The 26,600-nt window shown below is 38.8% G+C and carries 27 protein-coding genes and 2 tRNA genes; 3 read left to right on the top strand and 26 right to left on the bottom strand.

Annotated elements, in window-relative coordinates; genetic code table 11:
* Positions 1-4 precede the first annotated feature (4 nt).
* The 6 genes from BUA88_RS10605 to BUA88_RS10630 all read right to left on the bottom strand — a co-directional run bounded on the left by BUA88_RS10605 (position 5) and on the right by BUA88_RS10630 (position 5,621).
* Entirely contained in the window at positions 5-358 is a 354-nt protein-coding gene (locus BUA88_RS10605; protein WP_072917542.1) for a hypothetical protein, read from the bottom strand.
* Between the two features lie 22 nt (positions 359-380).
* Positions 381-713 carry an inorganic diphosphatase gene (locus BUA88_RS10610; RefSeq protein WP_072917546.1) on the bottom strand — a complete coding sequence of 111 codons (333 nt, stop codon included), beginning with the start codon at positions 711-713 and terminating at the stop codon, positions 381-383.
* Between the two features lie 500 nt (positions 714-1,213).
* Positions 1,214-1,298 (bottom strand) — tRNA-Leu (locus BUA88_RS10615).
* A gap of 130 nt (positions 1,299-1,428) precedes the next feature.
* A complete protein-coding gene (locus BUA88_RS10620; protein WP_072917549.1) occupies positions 1,429-2,301 on the bottom strand; it encodes a GDSL-type esterase/lipase family protein in 873 nt (290 codons plus the stop codon).
* Positions 2,302-2,312: 11 nt separating this feature from the next.
* Entirely contained in the window at positions 2,313-3,686 is a 1,374-nt protein-coding gene (locus BUA88_RS10625) for an MBOAT family O-acyltransferase (RefSeq protein ID WP_072917553.1), read from the bottom strand.
* Between the two features lie 123 nt (positions 3,687-3,809).
* Positions 3,810-5,621: a carboxylesterase/lipase family protein gene (locus BUA88_RS10630; protein WP_072917557.1), complete on the bottom strand. Its 1,812-nt coding sequence runs from the start codon at positions 5,619-5,621 to the stop codon at positions 3,810-3,812.
* A 174-nt stretch (positions 5,622-5,795) separates the two neighbouring features.
* On the opposite strand from BUA88_RS10630, the gene BUA88_RS10635 reads away from it, so the two are divergent.
* Positions 5,796-5,880: transfer RNA gene (locus BUA88_RS10635), tRNA-Leu, on the top strand.
* A 345-nt stretch (positions 5,881-6,225) separates the two neighbouring features.
* Positions 6,226-6,372: a hypothetical protein gene (locus BUA88_RS16175; protein WP_159430894.1), complete on the top strand. Its 147-nt coding sequence runs from the start codon at positions 6,226-6,228 to the stop codon at positions 6,370-6,372.
* A 39-nt stretch (positions 6,373-6,411) separates the two neighbouring features.
* On the opposite strand, the gene dtd is transcribed toward BUA88_RS16175, so the two are convergent.
* The 20 genes from dtd to BUA88_RS10735 form a co-directional block, all read right to left on the bottom strand.
* Positions 6,412-6,861 carry a D-aminoacyl-tRNA deacylase gene (gene dtd, locus BUA88_RS10640; protein ID WP_072917561.1) on the bottom strand — a complete coding sequence of 150 codons (450 nt, stop codon included), beginning with the start codon at positions 6,859-6,861 and terminating at the stop codon, positions 6,412-6,414.
* Positions 6,861-7,922 carry an SGNH/GDSL hydrolase family protein gene (locus BUA88_RS10645; RefSeq protein WP_072917566.1) on the bottom strand — a complete coding sequence of 354 codons (1,062 nt, stop codon included), beginning with the start codon at positions 7,920-7,922 and terminating at the stop codon, positions 6,861-6,863. The genes dtd and BUA88_RS10645 overlap by 1 nt, the downstream gene beginning before the upstream one ends.
* 52 nt (positions 7,923-7,974) lie before the next feature.
* On the bottom strand, positions 7,975-9,567 hold the full coding sequence (locus BUA88_RS10650) for an MBOAT family O-acyltransferase (RefSeq protein WP_072917571.1): 1,593 nt from the start codon (positions 9,565-9,567) through the stop codon (positions 7,975-7,977).
* A gap of 3 nt (positions 9,568-9,570) precedes the next feature.
* Positions 9,571-9,804 (bottom strand): acyl carrier protein, encoded by a 234-nt coding sequence (locus BUA88_RS10655; RefSeq protein ID WP_072917575.1) that lies wholly within the window; start codon positions 9,802-9,804, stop codon positions 9,571-9,573.
* A 14-nt stretch (positions 9,805-9,818) separates the two neighbouring features.
* Positions 9,819-11,330 carry an amino acid adenylation domain-containing protein gene (locus tag BUA88_RS10660; protein WP_072917579.1) on the bottom strand — a complete coding sequence of 504 codons (1,512 nt, stop codon included), beginning with the start codon at positions 11,328-11,330 and terminating at the stop codon, positions 9,819-9,821.
* Positions 11,331-11,332: 2 nt separating this feature from the next.
* Positions 11,333-12,055 carry a cysteate racemase gene (cuyB, locus tag BUA88_RS10665; protein ID WP_072917583.1) on the bottom strand — a complete coding sequence of 241 codons (723 nt, stop codon included), beginning with the start codon at positions 12,053-12,055 and terminating at the stop codon, positions 11,333-11,335.
* Complete coding sequence (locus BUA88_RS10670; RefSeq protein ID WP_072917586.1) at positions 12,048-13,304, bottom strand: transglutaminase-like domain-containing protein; 1,257 nt, start codon at positions 13,302-13,304, stop codon at positions 12,048-12,050. Before BUA88_RS10670 ends, cuyB begins: the two co-directional genes overlap by 8 nt.
* 88 nt (positions 13,305-13,392) lie before the next feature.
* The gene (locus BUA88_RS10675; protein ID WP_072917591.1) at positions 13,393-14,970 is read right to left on the bottom strand and encodes a helicase HerA-like domain-containing protein; all 1,578 of its coding nucleotides are present in this window, start codon (positions 14,968-14,970) and stop codon (positions 13,393-13,395) included.
* Between the two features lie 69 nt (positions 14,971-15,039).
* Complete coding sequence (locus BUA88_RS10680; RefSeq protein WP_072917594.1) at positions 15,040-15,735, bottom strand: MgtC/SapB family protein; 696 nt, start codon at positions 15,733-15,735, stop codon at positions 15,040-15,042.
* A gap of 7 nt (positions 15,736-15,742) precedes the next feature.
* Positions 15,743-17,476: a GGDEF and EAL domain-containing protein gene (locus BUA88_RS10685; RefSeq protein WP_072917599.1), complete on the bottom strand. Its 1,734-nt coding sequence runs from the start codon at positions 17,474-17,476 to the stop codon at positions 15,743-15,745.
* Between the two features lie 136 nt (positions 17,477-17,612).
* Positions 17,613-18,917: an ATP-binding protein gene (locus BUA88_RS10690; protein ID WP_072917603.1), complete on the bottom strand. Its 1,305-nt coding sequence runs from the start codon at positions 18,915-18,917 to the stop codon at positions 17,613-17,615.
* Positions 18,918-19,041: 124 nt separating this feature from the next.
* On the bottom strand, positions 19,042-19,413 hold the full coding sequence (locus BUA88_RS10695; protein ID WP_072917608.1) for a desulfoferrodoxin family protein: 372 nt from the start codon (positions 19,411-19,413) through the stop codon (positions 19,042-19,044).
* 165 nt (positions 19,414-19,578) lie between these two features.
* A complete protein-coding gene (locus BUA88_RS10700; protein WP_072917612.1) occupies positions 19,579-19,800 on the bottom strand; it encodes a GGDEF domain-containing protein in 222 nt (73 codons plus the stop codon).
* A gap of 14 nt (positions 19,801-19,814) precedes the next feature.
* Positions 19,815-20,051, bottom strand: a complete 237-nt coding sequence (locus tag BUA88_RS10705) for a helix-turn-helix transcriptional regulator (RefSeq protein WP_159430895.1) — start codon at positions 20,049-20,051, stop codon at positions 19,815-19,817.
* Positions 20,041-20,517, bottom strand: a complete 477-nt coding sequence (locus tag BUA88_RS10710) for a hypothetical protein (RefSeq protein ID WP_072917620.1) — start codon at positions 20,515-20,517, stop codon at positions 20,041-20,043. The genes BUA88_RS10705 and BUA88_RS10710 overlap by 11 nt, the downstream gene beginning before the upstream one ends.
* Before the next feature lie 125 nt (positions 20,518-20,642).
* A complete protein-coding gene (locus tag BUA88_RS10715) occupies positions 20,643-21,299 on the bottom strand; it encodes a C39 family peptidase (RefSeq protein WP_072917625.1) in 657 nt (218 codons plus the stop codon).
* Positions 21,300-21,460: 161 nt separating this feature from the next.
* Positions 21,461-22,693 (bottom strand): S41 family peptidase, encoded by a 1,233-nt coding sequence (locus BUA88_RS10720; RefSeq protein ID WP_083572490.1) that lies wholly within the window; start codon positions 22,691-22,693, stop codon positions 21,461-21,463.
* Between the two features lie 102 nt (positions 22,694-22,795).
* Positions 22,796-23,293 carry a P-loop NTPase family protein gene (locus tag BUA88_RS10725; protein WP_028247711.1) on the bottom strand — a complete coding sequence of 166 codons (498 nt, stop codon included), beginning with the start codon at positions 23,291-23,293 and terminating at the stop codon, positions 22,796-22,798.
* A gap of 124 nt (positions 23,294-23,417) precedes the next feature.
* A complete protein-coding gene (locus BUA88_RS10730; RefSeq protein ID WP_072917633.1) occupies positions 23,418-24,077 on the bottom strand; it encodes a phage head-tail adapter protein in 660 nt (219 codons plus the stop codon).
* Positions 24,078-24,112: 35 nt separating this feature from the next.
* Entirely contained in the window at positions 24,113-24,952 is an 840-nt protein-coding gene (locus BUA88_RS10735) for an alpha/beta hydrolase (RefSeq protein WP_072917637.1), read from the bottom strand.
* Between the two features lie 323 nt (positions 24,953-25,275).
* Here BUA88_RS10735 and BUA88_RS10740 point away from each other — a divergent pair, with 323 nt between their 5' ends.
* Positions 25,276-26,469 (top strand): IS110 family RNA-guided transposase, encoded by a 1,194-nt coding sequence (locus tag BUA88_RS10740; protein ID WP_072917368.1) that lies wholly within the window; start codon positions 25,276-25,278, stop codon positions 26,467-26,469.
* Positions 26,470-26,600 lie beyond the last annotated feature (131 nt).

The following is a 26,600-nucleotide window of genomic DNA, read 5'->3' on the forward strand; positions in this document are numbered from 1 at the left end:
CATTTTATTCCTTTATAATTAGCTTCCTCTTAAGATAATTGTGATTAAACTCAAGCCAAGCTATTTCACCAATTATTGCCAAGGCAAATATGATTAATGAAAGCATGGTATTCTCAATCAATACCTGAGATATTCCAAACAAAACCATTGTTATAAACAATAAACATCCATATATTATAAAATTTCTACCATGTTTACGATTCCATTCTGTGACACTAACCAACTCTTCTGCCTTAGGAGGTTTTTCTCCTGTATTTATACTTACTGGCTCTTTTGCATGAACCTGGACTATCCCTATAATCACAAAAATTAATGAAACTAAAAATGAAATTGATAAATAAATTATTGTTGCTGCCATAATTATTCCCCCTATTCTTGTGTTATCTTAAAAGCTCACCTTCAAAGTATTGCTCCTGAAACTCAATTGCAGACAAAATGTCTTCGTCCGAATAATCGGTACCATCCAATGAAACAATCCATTTGTCCTCATTATCATTAGTTCTATGATATACAGCAATTACCTTTCCTTCAAAGGTTTCTATAGGCTCGTTTGTGCCAAATACATATACATCCTGCTCCTCGCCATCAGCTGCAAAAACATCATCCACATAACCATAGTTAATTGGATAAATCATGTCCGGATAATCTGGGTGAGCCGAGCCTAATGGACGATCAATATGGCCTTTTACAATAGTGCCTATTATTTTATCCATCTCAAGCCTTTCCTTCAAATTCAATAATTGGACATTCGTTATATACATTATTCACAGCTAGTTTTCCCCCCCATATTTTCATTATTCTACAATATCTTAAAAATGGTAACTTTGCAATTGAAGATTTATTTAGTGTGGCATATCTTTTTCGCATATGCATCCCAAACCAATAAAAACTCATTTTGGGATGTAAGAAATTTACATTTTCAGTGTACAAATCGCAGATTTATGTATTTAGTATCATTCAAACATTTGGTAAAGCATATTTTGAGAAACAACTTTGTATAATCTGAGAATTAATTTATAGACACTGAAAGAAAAAATACATCCCATTTTCAATAAAGTTGGTGTTGGGATGCATATTGCACTTTGCACCCACTAATTAAAAAAAAATTCAACCAGTTGATAAAGCTTTTCTATCCAAATGCGGACGGCGGGGTGAAACATGGAAACGAAAAAAGGCACCAGCTAAAGCTGATGCCTTTTTCATTTCCTAGTAATGCGGAAGGCGGGACTTGAACCCGCACGCTCGCAATGAGCACAAGATCCTTAGTCTTGCTCGTCTGCCAGTTCCGACACTTCCGCAAGAACTCTTTTGAAGTTCGTTTGTCTTAACGACAAGACATAATATATCAAAGAAACCGCCATGCGTCAACGGTTTTTAGTAAATTAAAGTGACTAACTTTACGCTGTTAAATCAGATAATTCTGACACCTTAATCAACCACTCCGTTGAACAGTAAATACTGATGCCAAGGCTCGTAGCAGGAACCCTTTAAATGCACTCCATCACCAGATAGTGACTCATCAAGATTGCCTTCTCCATCATCAAGCATATCATTAACATTTAGATAAAAAATATGCTGATTGTCTATCAAATCGAAAAGTGCTGCATTTCTAACATTAATATTTCCATTATTATAAAGCTCATCGCCATCACTCTTCTCCTTTGTTACATGCATAGTGCTGTTAATAAAAATAAGAGCATCTGGCTGAATCTCCAAAATTCTTTTAATAACATCAGCGTAGGCGTCTCTATAGCCCTCGTTAGTTCCGCGACCAATTTCGTTGATTCCTACCATAATGTAAACCTTAGAAAAAGAAATCTTAGAAAGGGCATCGAAAATAGTCTCCTTTGGACCATTCTCAACATCGATCCATGCATCCTTTTGAAGGTTGTAAATTGTAAGAGACTTCTTTGCAAAAAATGTAGCTCTGGAATCAATCTCTGGACAATACTGAGAAAGTCCAACCATTCTGGAATCTCCAATAAATACAGCATCATCAAAGTAAGAATCATCTACCTTTGTAAATGATTTAGGCTCTACAACCTCAATCTTAGCCTCTGGCTTTGTCTCCGCGACTTTATCCTTCTTGGCCAGCGACTGTGGATCCTCCTGTTTCTCGACAGGTGACCAAGGAAATACACCGGCAGATGCCCCTTTCAACATAGGTGCCATAACAGGCTCCTTATCAACACCCACAGAATATTCCTGATATTTTGCAGGAGTGTAAATATAGCTGCACACTGAGAGCCCCACAGCAGATATCACTATTAAGATAATCAATAAATAACTTTTAATCTTCATAACCAAATCCTCTAGAATCTCAAGTACATAAATGGATTGCCAGCTGAATTTGCAAGACTAATAATTGAAATCCAAAACATCACAAATAAAACCAAAGTAACTAAAATATTTTCCTTGTGCTTTCTATATAAAGTCTGCACAAAAGGAATGACTAAAATAATACCCATCAATAAATATGGCCAATAAGAAGGTAATAAATAAAGAATGTCATTCTGGTTTACAGCTATTCCATTATTTATTACTGGGAAAAGTCTAAGACCATAGGTACCAAGCTTACGTACGGAATGAATTGCAAAAATCACCCATGTACAAGGAATTAAAACCCACACATTAATGTGACCAATAATCTTAAACGCCTTATCCCACTTGGAAAGAATAAACTTTTCCACAAGGATTATCACAAGAATAACCATTGCCCACAAAATAAAGTTTAAAGTCATACCATGCCACAAACCTGTTATCAGCCATACCACCAGTAAATTAAAAATGGTACGTCCTGTGCCCTTCTTACTTCCGCCAAGAGGAATGTAGATATAGTCCCTGAACCAGCTTCCTAACGTAGCATGCCAGCGTCTGTAAAAATCAGAAACAGAATTAGCGGCATATGGCTGTATAAAGTTCTCAATAAATGGGAATCCAAGCATCACACCGATACCAGCTGCCATAAGGGAATATCCCCAGAAATCAAAATAAAGATTCATGGAATAGGCGTAGGCGCCAAGCCATGCAAGCGGTGTAGATATGCTCTCATATCCTATAGTCTTGATATCTGACCAGAGAACTGCCAAATGATCTGCTATCATAACCTTCATAAAAAGACCGATAACGAAATATTTCAAACCATCTTCTACTGAAGCTAAAACTGTCTGTAGACGCTGTCCCTTTGATGGGCGCTCTTCTTTTGGCGCAACAACCCAGGCACTGTTATCCTCAATATATGAATATCTGCTGATAGGACCAGATAAAATCTGTGGGAACATAATGAAATAAGCGGACATATCCCTAAAGCTTACTGTCTTAATCTGCTCTCTATACAAATCCACCTGATATGAAATCATCTTGAAAATATAGAAACTAAGTCCGAGAGGAAATGCGATTCCAAGCTTCAGCCTGCCTGCCACCTTAAAGAACGACAATAATCCTGCATTAAAAATGACAATGCCGGCAAGTGCAACCTTTTTCTTTTTCGAAACAAGCTTTGCAAATCCGAAATTTACAATTGTAGCTCCAACAAGAATAGCGACAAACTTCCAATCATTTACTACATAAAAAGCAAGGCTTGCAACAACAAGAAGCCAAGGTCTGAGCTTGGCTGAGAAAACATAATATATTATTAAAAATAGAGGCATTGCTCTAAAAATGAAATTCAAATCTGAAAAGGTCATAATAATTCTCCCTACTTCACAACTATAGTATACCCTAAGAATATGCCCTATTCCATTAAATTTAAATTACCTTTTTATTACAAAAAAATAAAAGGCAATCCCATTTTGAGATTGCCTTAATATTTATTTCAAAGATTCTTGATATTTATCAATAACTTTATAGATTTCCTGATTAGGATCTTCTACCATTTTAATCTCAGTATCGAACTGAATCAGCTTATCCTGCGTAGATGAGCGCATCTCCCAATTTGGAAGCCCCTCTCCATTAGGATTTCCAGTCTTAGCAAAATTCACCCAATATTTCTGCATTATCTCGGAAAGCTCATAATCCTCTTCCTCATAGAGCCCCGGATGTCTCCAGAGATTTCCATAGGCATATGGAAGCTCCCCTGCATGGTAATTTGATAGAATATTATTCTTCTTAGTGAAATAGTATTCGTATGTAGGAACACCCTGCTCAATCAGATAATTGTTCCAGAGATAATGTGAATAGCTAAACCAGATAGCTGAGTACGCAGTATTAAGTGCTCCCTTCGCATCTCCTAAAGCATCAACTATAAAATGCTGGTCACGCTGTGAAGTATTTGCAGGAACTACCTTTGCCATTTCCTCTGCTTGGTCGCCTAAATCTTCTGCCAAAAGCTCGACATAATTATCAGCAGTTGCTTTTGTGGACAATAAGAATGCATCGGCTTCCTTTGCGTTAAAACCATTAAGCAAAGCCTTCTCGTGATTGTTGCCTTTCTCGTAAGTAAGATATGGCTGCTCAACTATTGCGTATCCATCTATTGTCATTGCCGACTGGTCGCTGCCGTTATTTACAAGCTTCCATGGAGAAACATCTCTTAATTCAGCTGAAGAAGATACTCCGAAAGCATCACGAACCTTCTGTCCTTCTTCCAAAGCCACGTCATAAGAACGGAAAGTATGGAATGGCTCAATTGCTCCAATTCCACTAGATTCAGCAATGGCATAATTAAACATTCCTTCAGTAAGTGGTGATACGCACAAAGCATTTACACTCGAGGAACCTGCAGATTCACCTGCAATAGTAATCTGATTTGGATCTCCACCAAACTGTTCAATGTTTTCTCGAACCCATTTTAATGCAGCTATCTGATCCAAAAGACCATAGTTTCCTGTTGTACCATTAGGAGATTCTGCCTTCAAATCATCGGCTGTATAATAACCAAATACGCCAAGACGATATGCAAAGTTTACAAATACTACTCCCTGCTTTGCCAAATCCTCTCCCCTATACTCTGAATAAGAAGACTGACCAGTAGTAAGACTTCCTCCATGGATATAGAAAATTACAGGCTTAAGCTCTTTATCATCTGTCTCTGGTGCCCAAACATTTAGGTAAAGACAATCCTCACTCATTGCCTCGAGATACTCGTCACCAAATTTAACTTGATAATCATGCCAGCCTAATATGTGAGATAAACTATCTATCAATGGATTGGAACGAGTCTGCATGGCCATAGGACCAAATTCATTACACTCACGCACTCTGTTCCATTCTTCTGGCTCCTGAGGCTCTTTAAAACGCAAATCACCAACCGGTGCTTTAGCGTATGGAATACCAGCATAAACCCTTACTGTCTTATCCTTATTGTATACACCTCTAAGATATCCCTGCTTTACCTGAACTACCTCTGTAATCTGTGGATTCTTTACATCTACAGCTGGAACATTCTTAATTGGAGGTCTTGTAAAAATTAGATTTACAAAAAGAACTAAAATAAAAGCTACCCAGGTCATAATCTTAGCTCTTCGCGAAACAATATTCTGTTTCTTCAGCATATACCTTTCAACCAACATAATGGCTGCGGCCATCAAAGCTACCACCCAGCCAATGACTATATTCTTGGAAAGCTCTAAAAGCACCAAATATAATAATGTAACTGCAATAACTACTATCGAAAAAACCATGATAAACCTCTTCTTTGATTTTATACAATTCAATTTATCCCAATTGTTCATCTATCATACCACATAATATATTTTTGTAAACATAACTCCTAAAAAAATTTTATAAAAAAATTGTGAATTAAGTGTTGACTATGAGGCGGGTCTTTGATATTATACTTCTTGTCGCTAAGACAAGCGGAAGTGTCGGAACTGGCAGACGAGCAAGACTAAGGATCTTGTGCTCATTGCGAGCGTGCGGGTTCAAGTCCCGCCTTCCGCATCCTAAAAAAGATAACCAGAGCATTAAGCTCTGGTTATTTTTTTATGTGCCGATTCGGTCGGTTCGACTACGGGAAGGCGCACATATTCTATGCCACTTCGTGGCGGATGTGCGCCGTGGGAAACGAAAATATCATTTAACAATGCTATTTTCATTTCCATGTCTCACCCCGGCTTCCGCAATGGTGGACATATAAAAATCACAAAAGAATCCAACCCTTTTCATAATTTTTACATATTAAATAGGTTATACTTCTAGGTACACACCACCGATTGAGTGGATTTTTATTGGGGAGATTAATGTTTTCTACTTATTTTCATAGTCTAATATGAGGAGGTAAATGCTATGAATGAAGAAAACATTAAGAGAATGGAATCAAAACTTGTAAGAGCTTACAAAGAAGGACATTATGAAGAGACCTTGGTAAAAATGGTTACTAAGAAGCCAAGTGTATTAAAAACAATTGCCCATATTTTGGTATCAATACATTAAAAATTTAAGCTACCCACAACGGGTAGCTTTTTTACGCCATTAACAAATCTCTGCTGAGTCTAATACAATTGTAAATGGTCCATCATTTAAGAGAGACACCTTCATGTCGGCGCCGAACTCTCCTGTCTCAACATGATAGCCTTCCTCTCGGCACTTTGCGATTATATATTCGTACATCTCATTGGCAAAATCCGGTGCACCTGCATCTGTAAATGATGGGCGATATCCCTTCTTGCAGTTTGCATAAAGGGTGAACTGTGATATGAGAAGAAGCTCACCGCCAACATCTGTAAGCGAAAGATTAATCTTATCGTTCTCATCATCGAAAATACGAAGTCCTAAAAGCTTCTTTACCATCTTGTCAGCTATTTCTTTTGTATCTGAATCTGATACTCCTATCAGGACAAGAAAGCCCTTCTTAATGGCACCGATAGTATTGCCATCTACAGCAACTGATGCTTCATTTACACGCTGAATTACAAACTTCATTATTCATTCTCCTCTGGTCCGTGAACAGTTCCGTATAACTTTAAATTAGTATTCTGACGCTCTATTTCAGCGTTATATCGTTCAGATACCTGTTTCCAGTATGAATCAAGCTCTGCCTCACCTCTTCTGTCTGGAACATTAAATTCCTCCGATAAAACCTGTCCAAAGTACTGAGACATTTTCTCTGCACCAGCAAGGTTAAGATGAAGACCACCATCATAGGTATCCTTAGTCCAGTCAATTCCCATCTCATCCTGTAAATCAAGGAAATTAATATAAGGTAAGTCATTGGCAGCAGCATAATCCACAATCTGCTCTTCCCACTGATCATACCAGTATGGATAAAGCGTTGGAGCCTTAACTAAAATAAGCTGCACGTCATTATCCTTACAGAGCTTTGTAAGCTTATCTAAATACGCATATGCGTTATCACCAAATTGATAATCAGCCAGTGGCTTTCCTTCTGGAATATTCTCAGCAGGCTTTACATCCACACGCATGTAATATCCATTAAATGTAACCTTGTCACTATGAGTGAAATAAGTTAAATCATCAGAATTCAAATCACTCCAACGTCTGTGATATCTAAGTAATGGGAAAACATAATCAATGAAATGTTCTTCCTCTGTCATTGAAGCCTTGATAGAACCAATCTTGCTTGAAGACCACCTCATACCATCGATAGTCATACGATTGTAAGCTTCCTTCTGCGGCTCATTGTATTTCATAGATAAAACGTTGAATACAATTATATCTGGATGCTCAGTCTTAATAGTTTCCTCAGCAAGATAGTATGACTGCCATATTAACTGCTGCGCACTACCACGTATATACGAATTAATTCCAAAGTTCTCCCAGAGATACACTGGAGAAACGTTCTCATAGAGCTCACAGTCACCGATGAATACTACATTGTGATCAGTAGGATCGTCATAGTATTCTTTTATCATCGCTCCTTCCAGAACCCCAGACATGTACTTTGGTTCTAAAAGTCTGGTGGTGAAGGCCAGGCCTGCGACGGCTATGAATAAAGTTAAAATAATAGCTAAAAGCTTTTTCATTAATTACACCTCATCAGTCACCTGCGGTGACAGCTTCCCCTCAAGGGGAAGCCTAAAATTGATTATATATAAACTGACTTGCGGAGTATCCGATTCCGTATGCTCCGAAGATTAATGTAGCCATAAACAAGCCATACCAGGCTATAAAGCGAACTGGAGCAGCCTGAGCAGCAATCTTTCCACGTACACTTCCACTGCGCTGCACAAGGCTGACAACAACAAGCACAAGCATGCCAATAAACACAACAGCATAATCATGTGCTTCCAGTCCCATTCCAATAAATGCATCTGCATTTAGCTGTGACAGACTCGACTTTGTAAAGATGCTTCCAAACATCTTAAATGTAAGTGGAACATCGCGATAACAATCAAACATACGAAGCGAAGACATGATAAGCACTGTACGGATAACCTGGAATAATTTCCATCCGAAAGTTCCATCCACATTCACCTTGCTGTGGAACCATCTGTAGAATGGCTCCAGTTCCTGAGAAATCATGATAACTACAAAGTTGCCAAGTCCCCATACGATGAAGTTCCAGCTGGCTCCATGCCAGATACCTGTTGTAAACCAAACAATAAAGCTGGAAAGATAAACCGGCACTCTCTTGCCAAGATTGTTTCCAAGACGAGCACGTGATTTTTTAGAAAGCTTCATCATAAACTGGCTGGCACTGATTGGATAGAAAATGTAATCGGTGAACCATGTACCCATGGTGATATGCCATCTGTTCCAGTATTCTTTAATATTCTTTGAGAAATATGGTCTTCTGAAATTTTCAGTAACCTTAATTCCCATAGTCTCAGCCACGCCGATTGTAATATCAATACCACCGGTGAAATCTGCATAAAGCTCAAGGGCATAGAACATTGCACCTGCAAAAGCATAAAATCCATTGTAGGTATCAGGGGATGCTATGATAGCCTGAACCGCCACAAGAATTCTATCCGCAATAACAAGCTTTTTGAAGAATCCCCACATTATACGCTCTAAACCGAAAGATACCGTCTTCCAATCGAATCTGTGCTCTTCAAAAAGTGTCTGGCTTAAATCTGCATAGCGGCTGATAGGTCCCTGAACAAGCTGAGGAAAGAATGAAACAAACAAAGCAAACTTAAATGGGTTCTTCTGAGCCTCAAACTTGCCATTATAAACATCAATAAGGTAACCCATAGACTGGAAAGTGTAGAAGGAAATACCCATAGGGATAACCAAGTCTACAAAGGAAAGAGTCCCCTGATTTCCAAAGGCACCTATGATTGAATTGATATTTGCAATGGTAAAGTTGGTATATTTTGTAACAGCCAAAATACCAAGATTAAAAAGAAGGCAGCAAAGGAAAATCTTCTTTTCAGCAGCATGCTCTTTTGCTTTTACTGCCTTACGCTCTTCCTTTTCCATTTCCTTTTTGTGTTCCTTAAACCAAATATCAAAGGATTGTTTCTTTTCAGAAATATTTTTTGCTGCAAGATATGTGCTAACTGTAGTGATTGCAATAAAAATCAAATATCTTGGATCTGCCATGAAATAGAATGTATAACTTGCAAGAAGCAGGAAGGACCACTGGGCCCTTCCTGGCAACAAATAATACATTATAAATACTACTAACAGAAATCCAAGGAATTCGTAGCTTGTAAATAACATTTATTAATCCTCATCATCTAATTTAGCTTTGATCAATGCATAAATTGTCTCTGCAGAATCAAAGTTCTCTGGAGTAAGCTCTGCTGCGCCAATAGTAACATCAAACTCCTCATTAATCTCAGAAATAAGAGATACAATATCAAAGGAATCAAGGATTCCTCCTGTTACTAAGCCCTTCTCTGTAGTGAAATCCACCTCTGGATGTAAATCGCTTAAGATTTCGATTAATTCATTCATTTTATAATCCTCCGTTATTTATTTTCATACATTTTTGTAAGTGTTACTCTGTCTATCTTGCCGTTAGCTGTGAAAGGCATTTCCTCGAGACGATTTACCTTATTTGGTAACATGTAACGTGGAAGCTTTGTTTTTAAAGCCTTAATAAGGTCGCCCTCCGTGATATCACCCACATAATAGAGGACTATTTTGCCCTGTTCCTTAGCGTAAATACAGCCTGAAAGTTTAATCTCTGGAACAAGGTTTACATTGGCTTCGATTTCCCCAAGTTCGATGCGATGTCCCATATGCTTAATCTGGAAATCCTTGCGTGAATGGAAAATCAGCTCGCCATATTCATTGATATGACCAATGTCTCCTGTGCGATAAATGATTTCAGGATATGCTGTGTTAAGCGGATTCTGAACGTATGCCTCGCTTGTCTTTTCTGGATTGTTGTAATAGCCAAGTGTCACAGATGTTCCACGGATACAAATCTCACCCTGCTCTCCATCTGCCGCAAGAGTATTGTCCTCCTTTAAAAGAAGAATCTCCGTATTCTTAAATGGGAATCCAACTGGGATTACCTCATCATCAGCAAACTCTCTCTCAACTGGATAATAGCAGCACATTCCAGTGCCTTCTGTTGGTCCGTAGAGATTGAAGAATTTTGCCTCAGGCACTGCTGCTCTCCAAAGTCTGAACTGCTTTATAGGAAATACCTCACTACCAAAAGCGATAGTCTTAAGTGTATGAGGTACAACCGTATCGAATGTTGCAAAAGCACTAATCATAGTAAGAGCTGAAACTACCCAGCATACAGTGTTAATGTTGTGCTCGTTAATGTATTCCACAAGCTTAATTGGAAACATGAAATAAGAATGTGGAATAAGATATGTAGTAGCACCAAATTTCAACGTAGGATAAAGCTCCTTTAGGCATGCATCAAAATATAATGGTGTCTGATTACCAAAGACTGTATTCTCGTTAAAACCGAGTGTTTCTGAAAGCTGTTCGATGTAATCAATTACAGAGCGATGGCAGGCACAAACTCCCTTTGGGACTCCTGTAGAACCTGACGTAAATACGATATAGATTGGATCAGTATCAATAGCCTTCTTTCGTACCATCGCAAGCGCATCAACATCAGGATTCGTATTTGCGATATCTGAAAAGAGAACGATATCTGCCTTATAATCAAAGCCCTCAGCAATCCCCACTGTGCTATCATCACAGATAATTACTCTAGGCTTGCAATTATCAAGAATAAGATTAATACGTGTAGCTGGCATCTCGCTATCAATTGGAACATAGTAGCAACCAGCATTGATTACACCAAAGAAAGTAGCGATAGTATTTGGACTCTTCTTCATGAAAACAATTACTGGCTCCCGCTTGCAACCGCGATTCAATAATCCTGTTCCCACCGAATCCATAATTCTTTTTACATCTGCAAATGAAAGGGTGACCTCATCATCCGCATATGCGATTTTGTCTGGAACACGGGCCAGACTTCCCTCCAAATAATCTAGTACGTTATTTTGCATTTCTATACCTCTGTAATCAAATTATCGCATTCAGGTCGGGCTTTAGCACACTTTTTCACACAATCTGCAGCCAGCACATCAACAATATCAAGGACCTTTGGTCCTACCTCATTGTCTCGTTTTACAATGGAAAGCTCTGTGCAACCTAAAATAATAATATCTGCACCTGCCTCCAACAACTGAGATTTAACCTGAAAGAATTTATCCATGTCTACAGGCTTTCCAGCCTTAACATCATCATATATTAAGCTCATAACCTGCTTCTGACCAGCTTCGTCAGGATATAAGCATTTAATGTCGTAATCTTTAAATACTGAATCAAATAAATGCATTGATGCAGTACCATCTGTGGCCATAATGCCAACCTTTGTAATCCCCCTCTCATAAATATACTGAGCGGCTTCCTTGATTCCGTTGCTGACAGGAATAAACACGCTGTCGGCAAGCTGGTCGTGGAAATAATGGGCTGTGATACATGGCATGGCAATATAATCTACATTTGCATGCTCCAGATTGTGGGCAAGCTCCGTAATCTTAGGAAGTGGGCTTTCCTCACTGGTGCCAAGTATGTATCCTGTTCTGTCCGGAATAGATGGACAGTTATATATAATCATTTCGATGTTTTCCTGATCAGTGGCTGCATCTGTAAGCTCAATGATTCTACGCATGAAATATGCTGTTGCCATTGGGCCGAGACCACCAATGATTCCTAATTTCTTAGTCATTGAAGTATGTATACACCTCTCTGTCGTAGTTATGAGAACGATAGTGCTCGTTTGAGTATGCCATCAAATCCTCATCTGTAATATAGAAGCCCTTAAATGTCTTGTCCGTACGTGGTGTAGAATCGAAATGTCGCCATCCCTCTCCACAATCTATAACACTCCAGAAATGATGACGGGTAGCTGTAGGTATGATTTCTATATCTTCATTCTTAATACCTGCGCGGGTAAGAAGTGCCTTTCCAACAGCAAAATAATTGTAGCAATCGCCATGACGATTCTTCAAACCATCATATGCACCCTTTAACCAGTCACCCCTGTCCTCGCTTTCGCTGTAACCGATATTTCCCTGAATCCATACATAGATGGCATGAGCTTTATCATAATCTGACATATCAGGCTTGATAATATCTGCAAGCACAGCATCTGCCAGTTCATTTACCTGTTCTTCGGAATATACCACCTCAATAACGGTGATTGTTCCCTCTGCCAAATCCATATTTCCCATGGAATCTTCAGCAGTATATATAATAGGATAATCTCCTGGAACATCAAGATTAACATGGCTACTATCTACCTGTAGCTCAATGTTAGTATCCACATTGTCAGTAACTACCACACCTGTCTTAAAGCTAGCTCCCTGTCCCACATAAACTATTTTATCAAGCTGACCCTCGATTATAGGTGGGGTAATATCATATTCCTCCACAAGGTGCAAAACTGTATCTGCTGTAGTTCTATTACCCGATGGATCTTCAGCAGCTATTTTGACAGGAATATCTCCATAGTTATCAAAGCTTATTGACTCTGCAAAATATATATTTACATCATTGGATAAATCACTACATGACTCCACGAAGTCCTTAGCCTGTGGGATTTCCTCTTTAGTGCGGGTAAGAGGCATTACTGAAAGCTCTGGTGCAACTGTATCCTGAACCTGAAGTGTACATTTGTAGGTATATGGCTTCGAAACAATTCCAACCTTGTATTCTCCTGCAACATCTGTAGAAAATACGCTTTCCGGCGTAAATACAGCTTCCTTTGATTCATCCTTAAGAAAATCTCGTGCCTTAACTTCTTCTCCAAGCTCAACCACGCATGTGTCGTAAACACGGTGGGAATAATCATAATAAAAATAGGCTCCTACTCCGACGCATGCCAAAAATAAAGCCACTACGCCTATGAAAATAAGAAGCCTATTTTTTCTTTTCCTACTATAACTATATCTTCTATATTTGACAGCTGTATCCATAATTATTGTTCTCCCAAGTGTATCGTTACACTCGGATATAATTTTAACAATCATGGGATATAGAGTCAAATTTTCGGTATATCAAAAGTTATTTCAACAAAGTATTAAGTATACCTCTAAACAGCTGGGCTCCAGTATTTCCACCCAAAGTCTGTCCAAACTTTCCGCCAAGCTGTTTGCCTACCTTTTTACCAACCTCTCGGCCAACTGTACCCGCAACAGTGGTTCCTACTGATTTTGCTGCACGCTTCTTACGGTTAGCTTCTTTTTCTTTCTCTCTTGCTTCCGCCTTTGCTGCTGCAGCTTCTTCCTTAGCCTGCTGTTTTGCTGCAGCGGCTGCCTCTTTTGCCTCAGCCTCAGCTACAGCCTCCTGCTCATTCTTTCTTCCGAGCATCTCATAAGCAGAATCAGGATCTACTGCTACAGCGTATTTAGAATAGAGATTGCTAGATTTAATGGCATTATCTCTGACTGAAGCATCTATACCACCCATCTTAGACTGTGGTGGAAGTATAAATACTTTTTCAACCACAGATGGTGTCCCATCCTCCTGAAGGAAGGATACCACTGCCTCTCCTGTTCCAAGAGCCTCAATAACATCTGCTGTCTTGAATGATGGATTTTCTCTAAATGAATCTGCTGCAGCTTTAACCGCCTTTTGATCTGAAGGAGTGTATGCGTGAAGGGCATGCTGAACCTTGTTTCCAAGCTGAGCCAATACTCCATCAGGAATATCCCTAGGATTCTGAGTAACGAAGTAGACTCCGATTCCCTTTGAACGAATAAGCTTAACCACCTGCTCAATCTTATCAAAGAGAGCCTTTGGTGTGTCCTTAAAAAGAAGATGTGCTTCATCAAAGAAAAATACCATCTTTGGTTTATCCAAATCTCCAACCTCAGGCATTGTCTCAAAGAGCTCTGATAAAAGCCAAAGAAGGAATGTTGAATATAATGTACCGTTGTTAATAAGATTCTGACTATCTAAAATATGAATCATGCCCTTACCAGAAGCATCCGGTGTAAGCCAGTCTCTGATATCTAAATCTGGCTGACCAAAGAACTGGTCTCCTCCAGCCATTTCAAGAGCTACTACAGCTCGCTGAATCGCTCCAACACTCTGCTTTGCAATATTGCCATATTCAGCAGCGTACTCTTTATTGTTTTCAGCTACTTCATTAAGCATTGCCTTCAAATCCTTTGTATCGTAAAGGAACCAGCCGTTCTCATCAGCAATTTTGAAAACGATTGTAAGGATATCCTTCTGAGTCTCATTCAAGTCCAATATTCTTCCCAAAAGAAGTGGTCCCATCTCTGAAATAGATGTTCGTACTTGAATTCCATTTTTACCGTATACATCCCATAAAGTTGTTGGATATTTCTGATATGAGAATCCGTGGTCTGATAGTCCAAATTTCTTGATACGTTCCTGTATATTCTCGCTGTCTGCGCCAGCTTCAAGCATTCCGGCTATATCGCCCTTTACATCTGCCAGGAAAACAGGCACTCCCATATCAGAAAAAGACTCTGCTAAGACTTTTAGTGTGACAGTTTTACCTGTTCCTGTGGCTCCTGCAATAAGACCATGTCTGTTTGCCATCTTTGGTAAAACAAAAACTGGTGAACCACTTTCACTATTTGCAATCCAAATCTTACCGTCTCTAACCATAATAACCCTCCCGAATTATTCGACTCTGAATATAATCTTGAGTATTATTATAACAAAATGAGGAGGTATTTACACCTCCTCAACATAACTTACAAAATCCAAATTATTCAACTCATCAAACAGCTTTTGATGTGAGTGTTTGGTACCGAAATCCAGCTCCACCATCAGTGCTGTATCATTTCCAGATAAGGTCTTATCCTTTGTCTTGTTAATACTTGTAATCTGGTATCCCATATCAGCGAACTTCTTGCGAAGCTGCTTGATTCCATTGGTCTCTTCAACCTCAATATACATGCTGACATATCTACTGTTTTCTTCAATCTGCTGGGTAACTCTTACTAGCACTAGATTTGCAAGCATCACAAGTGCGAAGCAGGCCAATCCAACTGTAATGTAGCCCGCGCCAAATGCCATTCCCATGCAGGATGCCACCCAAAGAGATGCAGCTGTAGTAAGGCCTTTAATCTGATTTCTTCCAGTTACAATAATTGTACCTGCACCAAGAAATCCTATTCCACTTACTACTCCAGCAGGTATACGGCTTACATCTGCATCAAATCCTGGCATCGCAGCCAAATAAAGATTTAATGATGTGGCTACAGCTGAGCCAAGACTTACAAGTGAAAAGGTCCTTATTCCTGCGCTGTGTCGACGAACCACTCGTTCCCAGCCAATCAAGCTGCCACATACTGCTGCAAGCACCAACCTGAGAATTACTGCCAGCTCATTTGTACTCTGCAAAAAATCAACTAGTGAATTGTTCATATACTATTTATTCTCCGTAACCTTCAAATGTCATTCCCTTATTAGCTATATTTTCAAGTGTTTCATCCAAAAGAGCTGGCTTTCCGAAATAATATCCCTGTGCACGTTCACAATTGATACTCTTAAGGAACTGGTAATGCTCTTCTGATTCAACACCCTCACAAAGAGGTTTAATGCCTAAGTCCGAAGCACCCTTTATGATGTAACTCATAAGCTTTCTTGTATGTGCATTATGATAGCTTCTTAGGAAAATCAAATCCAGCTTCAATACATCAAATTCATACTCAGCTATTGTGTTGAGTGATGAGTAGCCGCTACCAAAATCATCTACCCATACCTCATAACCTGCATTTCGAATCTTAGCTACCTCATGCTTAATAAGACCTGTATTATCATTAAATGCGCTCTCTGTAATCTCTACTTCAATCAAATCTCGTGTAATCTCATATATCTCACAGAAATCATCCAGAAGCTTAAGCACATCACACACGTCAAAATCCAGTCGGGAAATATTTACAGATACAGGAACTACAGGAAGTCCCTCATCCATAAGCATTCGCATATCCTGGCAAACCTTTTTAACCATAAATTCATCAACAAGATGGATTAGATGGAAATGCTCAAGTGTCTCGATGAAATCCAGAGGTGAAAGCATTCCTACCGATGGATCAACCCAACGAACTAATGCCTCCATTCCACATACTTCCCCTGTGGCTACTCTTATAATCGGCTGATAAAATACCTTGATATAATCTAGCGCTATGGCCTCATCAATATGGTCGATAACATACTGCTGACGTCTTAGCTTATCTCGTAAAATATCATCGTAAATACAATAATTTAAATCGTGTCGATTCTTAATGCTGTTGCAGGCCAAACGTGCATGGTCACAAGCGAGACCCACCTCTGCTCTCTGATCATCAAGGAAATAAATACCCGCTTTAACTCTTACCTTCTTATTAACATCATCTGCAAGAAGCATTCGCTTGTACACTTCTTCTACATTCTCTATTACTACATTCTTTGGATCATTACTGTAGACTACAAAATGATCATCTGAAAATCTTGCCACCGTTGAAGAACAGAAAACATCCTTTATGATTCTACCTAAATCACACAAGAGCTCATCACCCATTTTGAAGCCATGACGTTCATTGTATAGCTTAAAATTAGGAATATCGAATTGTACAAATGAGCTTTCCTGACGAGCTACCTCGTTGGAATTCAAAAGCATTTGAACCTTATGGTAGAAAAATGACATGTTAAATAAACCAGTGAGCTTATCTGTCTCTCTATCTCCTGCAAGAACCTCTGCTTCTGCATATGAATTACGGGAGCTATTTAAATATTCATTCTGATCAACATCAACTATAAACACATAGAAGAAGCTCTTTCCATTCATCCAATGAAGAAGATGTCCAAAGTCTTCAATGTACCTTACATCTCCCTTTTTGGTTATAATCCTGTATCGAACATAGTCGTGTCGTTTTTCGCCAAATATAGTCTGTGCCTGTATCTGATTCTCAATTTTATATAAATCCTCTGGATGGACAAGGCCCTTGAAGGTTCCGCCTACGAACTCCATAAATTCATCAAAAGTTTGGCACCCAAAAAGATTTATGACGTTGGAATCTGCAAAAAGAATCTTCTCGTCACCTTCTGCTTCGTAGATGAAAAATCCGCCTGGCAACCCTGTAGGCACCACGCCCACACCAGTTTCAACATACTCCTCTTTTCCCATAATGCCCCCATTTGGTTCAATGATCATTAGAAAATGAATATTCGACACCTATACATAATACATTTTACATCATTAGTAAATGCTAAAAGGCATTTTCACAAAAATTTCAGCTTTGTGGCAAAAAGGTGATTTTTCACTATTGAGTACCTGCAATATGATTTATAAACTGCTGTGCTGTTCGACCTGATAAGCCGCCCTGTTCCAGCTCCCAGATTTTTGCCTTTGCTATCAATTCCTCTTCTGGCATTGTTATTCCAGCCCGCTTTGCAAGCCCAATTACGATATCAATATATTCCTTCTGCATAGGCTTGCTGTAGCTGATGGTCACACCAAATCTGTGAACAAGTGACATCTTCTCTTCCACTGTGTCTGAGTGATGACGATCATCTGTATTGGTCTGGTCATTTCTATCATTCCAGGTTTCTTTAATAAGATGTCTACGGTTTGATGTGGCATATATTAAAATGTTGTCTGGTTTTGTCTCCACACCACCTTCAATAACAGCCTTAAGAAATTTATACTCTATCTCATGCTCCTCGAAGGAAAGATCGTCCATGTAAATGATATATTTGTAATTTCTGTTTTTGATGCTGGCAATTATCTTCGAAAGATATATGAACTGATGCTTATAGATTTCTATCATTCGAAGCCCCTGATCATAGTACTGATTTACTATAGCCTTAATGCTAGTGGATTTTCCTGTACCGCTATCTCCGAAAAGCAGTACATTATTAGCCTTCTTTCCTTGAACAAAGCTCTCCGTATTTGCGATAAGCTGCTGCTTTTGGTATTCATATCCAATCAAATCATCCAGTACTACTTCATCCATGTTGTTGATTGGTACAAATTTTATATCGTTGTTTGTGGTCTCTTCAAGGCGAAATGCTTTGTTAAGGCCAAACATACCTACTCCAAAGGCCTTATAAAAATCCGTAATTACGGTAAAAAATTCCTTTTCATCCTTTGCATTTTCAAGAGCTTTTGAGAGATTTCTAACCTTTTCACTAACATTTCTGTTATACATCTGCTGATTCTTCTGGACTGCACTATAATTTGTAAATACAGAAAAGCTCTGTATTCCAAGCTCACTTTCAAGTGCCGAAAAATCATAATCAAAAAGCTCCTTTAAAATCTTGAAATCATTTTCCACAAGATGATTCACAGAGCCTGGCTTTACATCTGTTTTCTCTGTAACAAGAGAAAATGGATTTTCATTTGTAATAATATAGAAGGCAATGTAATTGTGCCAGAGATTATCATCAAAGCCATAATCTGTCGCAAGCATCAGAAGTTCCTTGGAAATCGCGTTAATCTCGCGGGTAATCTCTCGCTTGTTATAATCTCCTGATTCTACTGAATCTATTGCTCTTCCAAGCTTGTAAAGAATGCTTTCCTCAGTTAAATCTCCATACATAAGTAGTCTCGAAATCTTCTCGTACATAACTGCCTCCTAAAACATGTTCCAATAGTATAGAACAATAGTAACACTTTAGCATGTTAAAGTGAAGACGGTAACAAAAAACCTCAGAAACAATTTCACTTGCTTCTGAGGTCTATAAACTTCATTATTCAGCTTTCCATAAACCATGAAGATTGCAATATGCATATACAGCTTTAACTGAATCGTCGTCTGTAAGTGCAAATACAGCACATGGCTTATCGCCAGGATTAAGCACTTTTCTTTGAGCGCCCTTTTCTGTCTCAAGTGCAATCCACTCGATGTAATGTTCTGGAGCCATTGGATGCTCTACAGAACCGACTGTAACAGTAACCTTATTGCCTTCTACTGTGAAAACAGGTACATGCTTTTCCACAGCGCCATCAGATGTGCCAGGCACTAGCTCCTTCATCTTCTGTCCGCAGCATGTCATTGGAGCGCCAGACTCTTTAATCATGCCTACAAAATTACCACAAACTTCGCATACATAAAATTTCATAAGACCCCTCCTACAATACTTTTCCCATTGAAAATACTAGATGTTTACCTTCTATTTTACATAATAACATTTTACACAATGTATATAAACAGATTTTCTGTGAAATTACTGTTACATAAATATAATTCCAAATACATTCAGAACTGCATTCCGATGGTTTTAACATTAACTAAATTCGGCCACAACCTGATTTTTTCCATGCTTCTTTCCATAATAAAGCTTGGCATCTGCATCCTCCATCATGGATTCAATAGTTGCGCCTGAAGTAAATTCCGAAACACCTATAGTAGCTGTCACTCGTACATTGGTTCCACTCTTATATTCAACAGGATCTTTTTCAATATCTTTTCGTATTCTTTCCGCTGCTGCCACAGCTTTCTGGGGCAATATAATCTCCTTTGTTAATTGGAAATAAATAATTCTATAAATTCTTTTCTACCTGGAACCCATGCCTTCTCGTAAATATGAGTAAAATGATTTTTCACTGTCTGCTCTGAAATACCTAACATATAAGCAATTCTACGATTTGAAAATCCTGATACCTTCATAAAGCCCAATTCCAGTTCACGCTTTGTTAGTCCAAATTTCTGGGCTACTGCAAGATATTGCTCTTTAGAGATATTGATATTATTCTCCAAAATCCATTTCCTCATTCATCTTGTGCTCAGCATTAAGCTTCAGTGGCAAAAGGAAAAATTCAAGAATCACCGCATACAACCCCGACAGAAAACATATTGCAAGATTAGCTCCTATGGTAGATAAATCATCCAGCTTTCCAAGTAGTAAAACTCCGGATATGATAATTGCAAACAATGCTGCAAAAACTGTTAATTTCTGAGCAGCTTCCACAGCCCCAATAATATTTTTCAATTCTAGTAAGCTATAAGGCTTTAATCCCACAGAAAAAGCCTTTGTAAAGTTCTTCCACTCTCCCATTATCAAAAGACCTGGTATAAGAACTAACGCAATTAGAAGAAAAGATGGTATATCAATAAACCATAATATGGCACTAGCGCCCCAATTCCCACCTATAATATTTAGTGCAAATACGGCAACAAATAATAGTAATTCTCCTAACAGAACTAATCGAATATTCCTTTTCATGGCAACTCCTTTCACAATCAGGTTATCCTTGTCCTACTTTTACCGTATCACAAGCAGAGTGCAAAAAATATAGTACCTTTTTATTTACGCATTCATAATCTGGTACTGCTCAATGAATCGTGAAGTTATTTAATTGAAAAAAGAGTATTCTTTTCAAACATGCCAATTGCAAAGCCCATTTTCATGAAAAGTGGCATATTCTCATAGGCCTTAAAGCTGGTTCTATCCAATAATTCCTCTAATGTAAGTTCCTCATAGTAACCGTAAGGATTTGCCACAGTAATTTTATCATTTGGAATATCTGCTCCAATGATTAATGAGTAGTGCAATGTCCACTCGTCCCCATACAAAGCTGCCCACTCAAATGGAACTGGCTTTCCTGAAGACAGCGTATCATACATAATGTCAATGAACTCAGTATTCTTCTGATACTTATGAATCTCTGTGTCATATTCAGGGAACTGCTTATTCATCTCCTCACAAAACTTGTTTCCCGTAGAAGTAACTATGGTTCCATATTCATCATACAGACTGTCTTCTGTTATGTTTTTTCCGGCCCATGTAGAGAACATCTCAATAACAGCATAGCCACACGACACATGCTGTGTAATCACATCGATATTTTCAATTTTTACAGGATTCTGATACTTAGGATTTGTATAGACTGATGAATAATCATTCTGAATCAGCTTTGTCCTAATGCCAGATACTAATAATGCAATTAGTGCCACACAGATAATTCCGCATAAAACAAAACCTAAAATTTTAAATATTCTTTTCATTAAATCTCCCAACTGCATCTTAATCATCCCATGTGTAACGCTATAAACGGAAATATAATATCCCGTTGTCTTTGGCAGCATCACATAGAAGTTTTAATCCCTCTGTTCCATATCCACGATTCCGATTATTGAATGTGGTCAGGCACTTTGATTTCAAATTATCAATAATTCAAACAATAATCTAACTCCACATCCTTACCTATATGCTCAGGAGACCATGGGATATAATAATCTACAGGTACCCCTTTATGCGCAAGCCCTTTGCCATAATCAATCCTTTTGTCTCTAGACGTCGGATAAACAAATCTAAAATCATCAAAGGAAACCACATTACAATTTGAAAAATCTGTAATTCCCATAGTAGATCTTCCAACTATAGTCACTTTAGGAGAACATGACATAACCTCTGCGAATGCATCCCCAGAAGAACCACAGCTTTCATCCGTAATAATCAATACCTTTTCAGGACCTTTTTTCCCTATAATTCCACTTGCAAATTCGTCATCGTCATCAAGAAATCCTTTGCCCATATTTTCAGTGTTATTGGCAATCATTGTATTTAGCATTGCTGTCATTTCTTCTGGTATATCCCCAACCAAATATTTTTTTAGATTCTCGATTCGATCTTTACAATTTCTAACAGAATAATTAATTTCAATAGGATATTCTGGCTTATAATAGTCTGTAACGAATTCTCCTTCTGGAAAACAATACTCCAGGAGCGGTACAAATGCAGAATCTGCACCTCCACCATTTCCACGGACATCCACAATAAGTTTTTTACATTTTTCCAGAATGCACTTACATTTGCTTAATAACTGATTTATCGCGTCCAAATCAGCAAAATCTGCAAATCTTAGATAAAGCGTATCATCATATTCTTCAAAAGAATAACATTCCGTCTCTGTCCCCTTTGTATTATGAATAATAGAAATATCTTCTTTTGAATCATCTGGATGAATAACAGTTAAAACGTTGTAAAACTTTAGCACTGCAGACCAAATTTTACCTTCACGCTCCGCTGTTTCCCCCATAAAAAATGTTTTTTCTCTTTGAAATAATTCTTTTATTGAGAACCCATCGATTGCAACTATTTTATCTTCCGAGACAAGCCCTGTATCTTTATTTGCCTTTATCACGTATAGTACATCGTCCTGCCTCATCACTGAAAAGCCAATTTTTTCAAGACTGAAATCTGTAAATAAAAGATGTCCTTCTACACCAAAAGTAGCCAGATATTCCTGTACCAGATGTAAAAAATCCTTTCGATCCATGTCATCAGATATCTGGCTTTCATATTCCTGAGAATTACCCGTTCCGTAATCTTTACAGGTTGCGGAATCTTCTCGCATAATTTCAACTATTTCTTTAAATATTTCTTTATTAGTCATCATTTACTATGTTCAATTTCCCCTCCAATTAATTTGCATACCCAATTTACTTTATAACCTGCAATTTATAAATGCTGCATCCACCATGCCTGGCTTATTCATTATTTACACCTCTGGTTGTCCTTCTGCAATCCACTTTTCTGCTTCTTCTCTATTAAAAAATGTAATTACATTCTTATCTGGATATTTGGAAAATAGTTCCATCAACTTTGGTTTGTTCTTATGCTCGTAGTTCTGAACCAGTTCTACAAGTTCTGGATCAAGCTCATTTTCTGTCCATGGCATATCAGGACGCTCCTGACCTACTCTTCCGGTAATTCCATCCATGCAAACTTTTTCTCCATAATCCAGGAAAAAGATGGTATCGCAAGCTTTAATACGGTTTTCATATGTTCTGCTGTAATCACCATCTATAATCCAAGTGTCACGCTTCACAACATCAGCAAGACTCGCATCAAACTCGTCTCTTGAAATATGTGTCCTGTCAGCATTCCACCAAATATTATCAAGATGATATAAAGGAAGCTTAGTCTTCTTCTGAAGTTTTATGGAGAATGTACTTTTCCCGCTGCCGGAGCAGCCTAAAACTAATACTTTCTTCAATCTATCCTCCTTAACCTGGAATATATTCCAATTTTATGCTCCAACGTTCATCCCGACAAACTGGAATTTGTCTTTGTCTTTTATCTTCCGATATTACTTGTTATTGCTAAAAAAACTAATTAACTTATCTGCCAATTAACTTCTTTCTGATACGAAGGCACGCCTCGATATGCATGATCCAGTGTCTAGAGAAAGGCATTTGGATCAATCCGCGGATATCCTTTCCACACCAGTAATCAATAAGCCATATCGCACTCTCAGCACTGCTTACGACATTAAGAGATTCCAAATGCTTTCTGCGCTCATCAGATATCTTCAGTTTCATGCTGTCATAAGGCAATTCTTTAACAATCTTTTCCGTACTCTTTTTCACATCTTCAATATATGAATATAAAGCATCAATATCTAATTCGCGTGTAAAATCTGATATCTGTTCCCTGACAAGTTCATTACCGGTCGTGATTATCGGAGATTTCATTTTCTTCTGATAACCCTTAGCGAAAAACACTTCATCATCGCCGCATATAACCGAATGTGCGACAATATCCTCTATCCTAAATACATGCCAGAGTGAGTAAGCAATATTTTTACTGTGATAACCATCAGCGTTTATAAATGGCATGGCATCAAAATCTTCTCTTTCCAGTTCATCTTTAAATGACTGTAAAGTCTCAAAAAGATATTCACGTAGCAAACCAAGAGTAGAAATTCCATCTTCATATGAATCCTTCTTTTTGAGTTGTTGCTGCATTGTTTTGTTCAGTTCAGACCATTCTTTATTCATACTGATAACTCCGTAAAATTGAAATATATTCCGAGTTAATGCTCCTGTGTAGCAAAATAGTGTTCCTTAGCATAAGCAAACACCTCATTAAAGTTCTTTATAGCTTCTTTGCTTATCGAGTTATTAGGTTCGTTCATGTCAAAGGCATGATACATCCCTTCGTAAATATCGACTTTAGCCTCCACTCCTGCAGCCTTAAGATCATTAATATACTTCAAAGTTTCGCAATAAAAAGGCTCTGCTGTACAGACAAATGTATACGCAGGTGGAAGATTAGAATAATCTGTTTGCCTTGCCGGTGCGGCATAAGGAGATACATCTTTCTTTGCATCTTTCCTCAAGTATACCGCCCATGCCTGATGATTTCTTTTTGTATTCCATACCTTGGAATGATTATTTTTAGAACTATCTGTATCATAATTGTCTATCATTGGATATAGCGGCATCTGAAAAGCAACTTTTACTTCGCCCTTATCTCTTGCCAGCATTGAGATGGCTGCAGTTAATCCACCTCCCGCACTCTCTCCCCCAACCATTATCTGGTCTGGGTTTATTCCAAGTTCTTTAGCATGGTCTTTAATATACAAGAGTGTGTCATAGCAATCATATAAAGCTGTAGGATATGGATGAAACAGCGACAAATGATACCCCGGAGCTATAACTACAGCGCCATGATTTCTCACAAGATCCGCCGCCCGTCCAATATAGGCCATCTCTTTCATTCCTGTCATATATCCACCACCATGAATCCACATAACTCCCGGCGCATTTGAAGGTTCATTTATGGGTCTCAATATCAGCAGCGGAATCCTTCTTCCGTTTGCTGTTATTTTAATTCGCTTGCTATGTATCCCCTTGGTACTAAAACTGTACATTTCATTAGCCCCCACATATATTTGGAATAATAAATTTGAAGTTGCCGAGCTCTTTCTCTTATGAAAGAGCACTACAAACCCCGATTCTTAATATATGAGTAGAGGCTTTTATAGTCTCTGCTCTTTATTTATGATGAAGGTGATTGGTCTGACGGAATCTTCGATTGGGACACCACGCCCGGAGACAAATGTGTCAGCCCGCCTTCATCGTTCTACATTCGATTCAGCAAGTTGGGAAAGTATTTCTCCCGTTTAACTAAAGAATATGAGTGAACCATGAAGAGCCGGATCCAATCAATATAAATCGAAAGGAGATACTCTCTATGATTGCTGTTGGTATTGATGTTTCAAAATCCAAAAGCACAGTTGCCATCCTCAATGGAGATGGTAGTATCCGTGCTAAGCCTTTTGATGTTCACCACGTCGCTGATGATTTGCAGGCATTAGTCAACTACATCAAAGGAACTTCTGAACCCCCGACCATACTTATGGAGCCCACCAGCCACTATCATTATCCACTCCTAAAAGCCTTTCAGGAAGCGGATCTTTCTGTTTGTCTAATCAATCCCTACCAGATGAAGAAATATGGCGATACCGAGCTTCGGAAGGCGAAAACGGATAAAAGGGATGCCCTACGGATTGCTCAGTATGCTCTCGAAAAATCTTACACATTGGTTCCTTACACTCCTACTGATCAAAAGTATGAAGATCTTCGTTTTCTTTCCAGGCAATACACCCAGAGGATATCAACCCTTACAGTTGCCAAAGTACAACTACTCAATCTTCTGGATGAAACGATGCCAGGTATTACGACTATCCTTCCTCTTAAAAGCCGGGATCCCGACAACTGCGTTCTTCTGCGCTTCATTAAGCGTTTCAAGTCCTTTGACGTGATCCGAAAGATGGGTAAATCGCGTTTCCTTGACAGCTATCAGGTCTTGGTCAAAAAAACGAAAGATTATTATGCCGGTGCCAAAGGATTGGCCATCTATGAACTCGCCCTTAACAGCATTACAACGCGCGGTGAAAACCCTTTGTCATCCATGGCTCAGGATCAGTGTGTTGATCTTGTATCAACGTCGCAGAAAGCTGCTGATGAGATCAACCTGCAAATGAGAATCATCGCAGAAACCATACCGGAATATAAAGTGCTGCGTTCCATGGCTGGCGTAGGTGACCGGCTCGGCCCCATCATACTCGGAGAAATCGGTGACGTACGCCGTTTTCACAGTGGAAAAGCGCTCAATGCTTATGCCGGCAATGATGCCCCGCCGTATCAGTCCGGACAGTTTGAGAGCCGGAATCGTCACATCTCTAAACGTGGCAACCCGGCTCTCAGAAAAGCTTGTTTCGAGGTTATGCAGGCTCTCAAACTGACAAAACCTCAGGATGATCCTGTATACCTTTTTCTGCTCAAAAAGGAACAGGAAGGGAAACCCTACAACGTAGCCAAGATGGCTGCCGTCAATAAGTTCCTGCGGATCTACTACGCTCGTGCAATGGAGTTGTACAAGTAAATCCGTCCGCCTTCATTATAGCCGTAAACTGCCGGCCTGCAACAGCAGGTCTTATTAAGGTTACTCTTTTTCTGTTCTCAAAGTGCTCAAGATCTCCAAAAATCAGCTTGACAAACATTAGCAAGATTTGT

The sequence above is a fragment of the Pseudobutyrivibrio xylanivorans DSM 14809 genome (genome assembly GCF_900141825.1).
Taxonomy (GTDB): domain Bacteria; phylum Bacillota; class Clostridia; order Lachnospirales; family Lachnospiraceae; genus Pseudobutyrivibrio; species Pseudobutyrivibrio xylanivorans.

What these genes read in the sequence shown, in the direction of transcription:
- BUA88_RS10605 (WP_072917542.1), bottom strand. Translation starts at nt 358, where the DNA reads ATGGCAGCAACAATAATTTATTTATCAATTTCATTTTTAGTTTCATTA.
- BUA88_RS10610 (WP_072917546.1), bottom strand. Translation starts at nt 713, where the DNA reads ATGGATAAAATAATAGGCACTATTGTAAAAGGCCATATTGATCGTCCA.
- BUA88_RS10620 (WP_072917549.1), bottom strand. Translation starts at nt 2,301, where the DNA reads ATGAAGATTAAAAGTTATTTATTGATTATCTTAATAGTGATATCTGCT.
- BUA88_RS10625 (WP_072917553.1), bottom strand. Translation starts at nt 3,686, where the DNA reads ATGACCTTTTCAGATTTGAATTTCATTTTTAGAGCAATGCCTCTATTT.
- BUA88_RS10630 (WP_072917557.1), bottom strand. Translation starts at nt 5,621, where the DNA reads ATGGTTTTTTCGATAGTAGTTATTGCAGTTACATTATTATATTTGGTG.
- BUA88_RS16175 (WP_159430894.1), top strand. Translation starts at nt 6,226, where the DNA reads ATGAATGAAGAAAACATTAAGAGAATGGAATCAAAACTTGTAAGAGCT.
- dtd (WP_072917561.1), bottom strand. Translation starts at nt 6,861, where the DNA reads ATGAAGTTTGTAATTCAGCGTGTAAATGAAGCATCAGTTGCTGTAGAT.
- BUA88_RS10645 (WP_072917566.1), bottom strand. Translation starts at nt 7,922, where the DNA reads ATGAAAAAGCTTTTAGCTATTATTTTAACTTTATTCATAGCCGTCGCA.
- BUA88_RS10650 (WP_072917571.1), bottom strand. Translation starts at nt 9,567, where the DNA reads ATGTTATTTACAAGCTACGAATTCCTTGGATTTCTGTTAGTAGTATTT.
- BUA88_RS10655 (WP_072917575.1), bottom strand. Translation starts at nt 9,804, where the DNA reads ATGAATGAATTAATCGAAATCTTAAGCGATTTACATCCAGAGGTGGAT.
- BUA88_RS10660 (WP_072917579.1), bottom strand. Translation starts at nt 11,330, where the DNA reads ATGCAAAATAACGTACTAGATTATTTGGAGGGAAGTCTGGCCCGTGTT.
- cuyB (WP_072917583.1), bottom strand. Translation starts at nt 12,055, where the DNA reads ATGACTAAGAAATTAGGAATCATTGGTGGTCTCGGCCCAATGGCAACA.
- BUA88_RS10670 (WP_072917586.1), bottom strand. Translation starts at nt 13,304, where the DNA reads ATGGATACAGCTGTCAAATATAGAAGATATAGTTATAGTAGGAAAAGA.
- BUA88_RS10675 (WP_072917591.1), bottom strand. Translation starts at nt 14,970, where the DNA reads ATGGTTAGAGACGGTAAGATTTGGATTGCAAATAGTGAAAGTGGTTCA.
- BUA88_RS10680 (WP_072917594.1), bottom strand. Translation starts at nt 15,735, where the DNA reads ATGAACAATTCACTAGTTGATTTTTTGCAGAGTACAAATGAGCTGGCA.
- BUA88_RS10685 (WP_072917599.1), bottom strand. Translation starts at nt 17,476, where the DNA reads ATGGGAAAAGAGGAGTATGTTGAAACTGGTGTGGGCGTGGTGCCTACA.
- BUA88_RS10690 (WP_072917603.1), bottom strand. Translation starts at nt 18,917, where the DNA reads ATGTACGAGAAGATTTCGAGACTACTTATGTATGGAGATTTAACTGAG.
- BUA88_RS10695 (WP_072917608.1), bottom strand. Translation starts at nt 19,413, where the DNA reads ATGAAATTTTATGTATGCGAAGTTTGTGGTAATTTTGTAGGCATGATT.
- BUA88_RS10710 (WP_072917620.1), bottom strand. Translation starts at nt 20,517, where the DNA reads ATGAAAAGGAATATTCGATTAGTTCTGTTAGGAGAATTACTATTATTT.
- BUA88_RS10715 (WP_072917625.1), bottom strand. Translation starts at nt 21,299, where the DNA reads ATGAAAAGAATATTTAAAATTTTAGGTTTTGTTTTATGCGGAATTATC.
- BUA88_RS10720 (WP_083572490.1), bottom strand. Translation starts at nt 22,693, where the DNA reads ATGATGACTAATAAAGAAATATTTAAAGAAATAGTTGAAATTATGCGA.
- BUA88_RS10730 (WP_072917633.1), bottom strand. Translation starts at nt 24,077, where the DNA reads ATGAATAAAGAATGGTCTGAACTGAACAAAACAATGCAGCAACAACTC.
- BUA88_RS10735 (WP_072917637.1), bottom strand. Translation starts at nt 24,952, where the DNA reads ATGTACAGTTTTAGTACCAAGGGGATACATAGCAAGCGAATTAAAATA.
- BUA88_RS10740 (WP_072917368.1), top strand. Translation starts at nt 25,276, where the DNA reads ATGATTGCTGTTGGTATTGATGTTTCAAAATCCAAAAGCACAGTTGCC.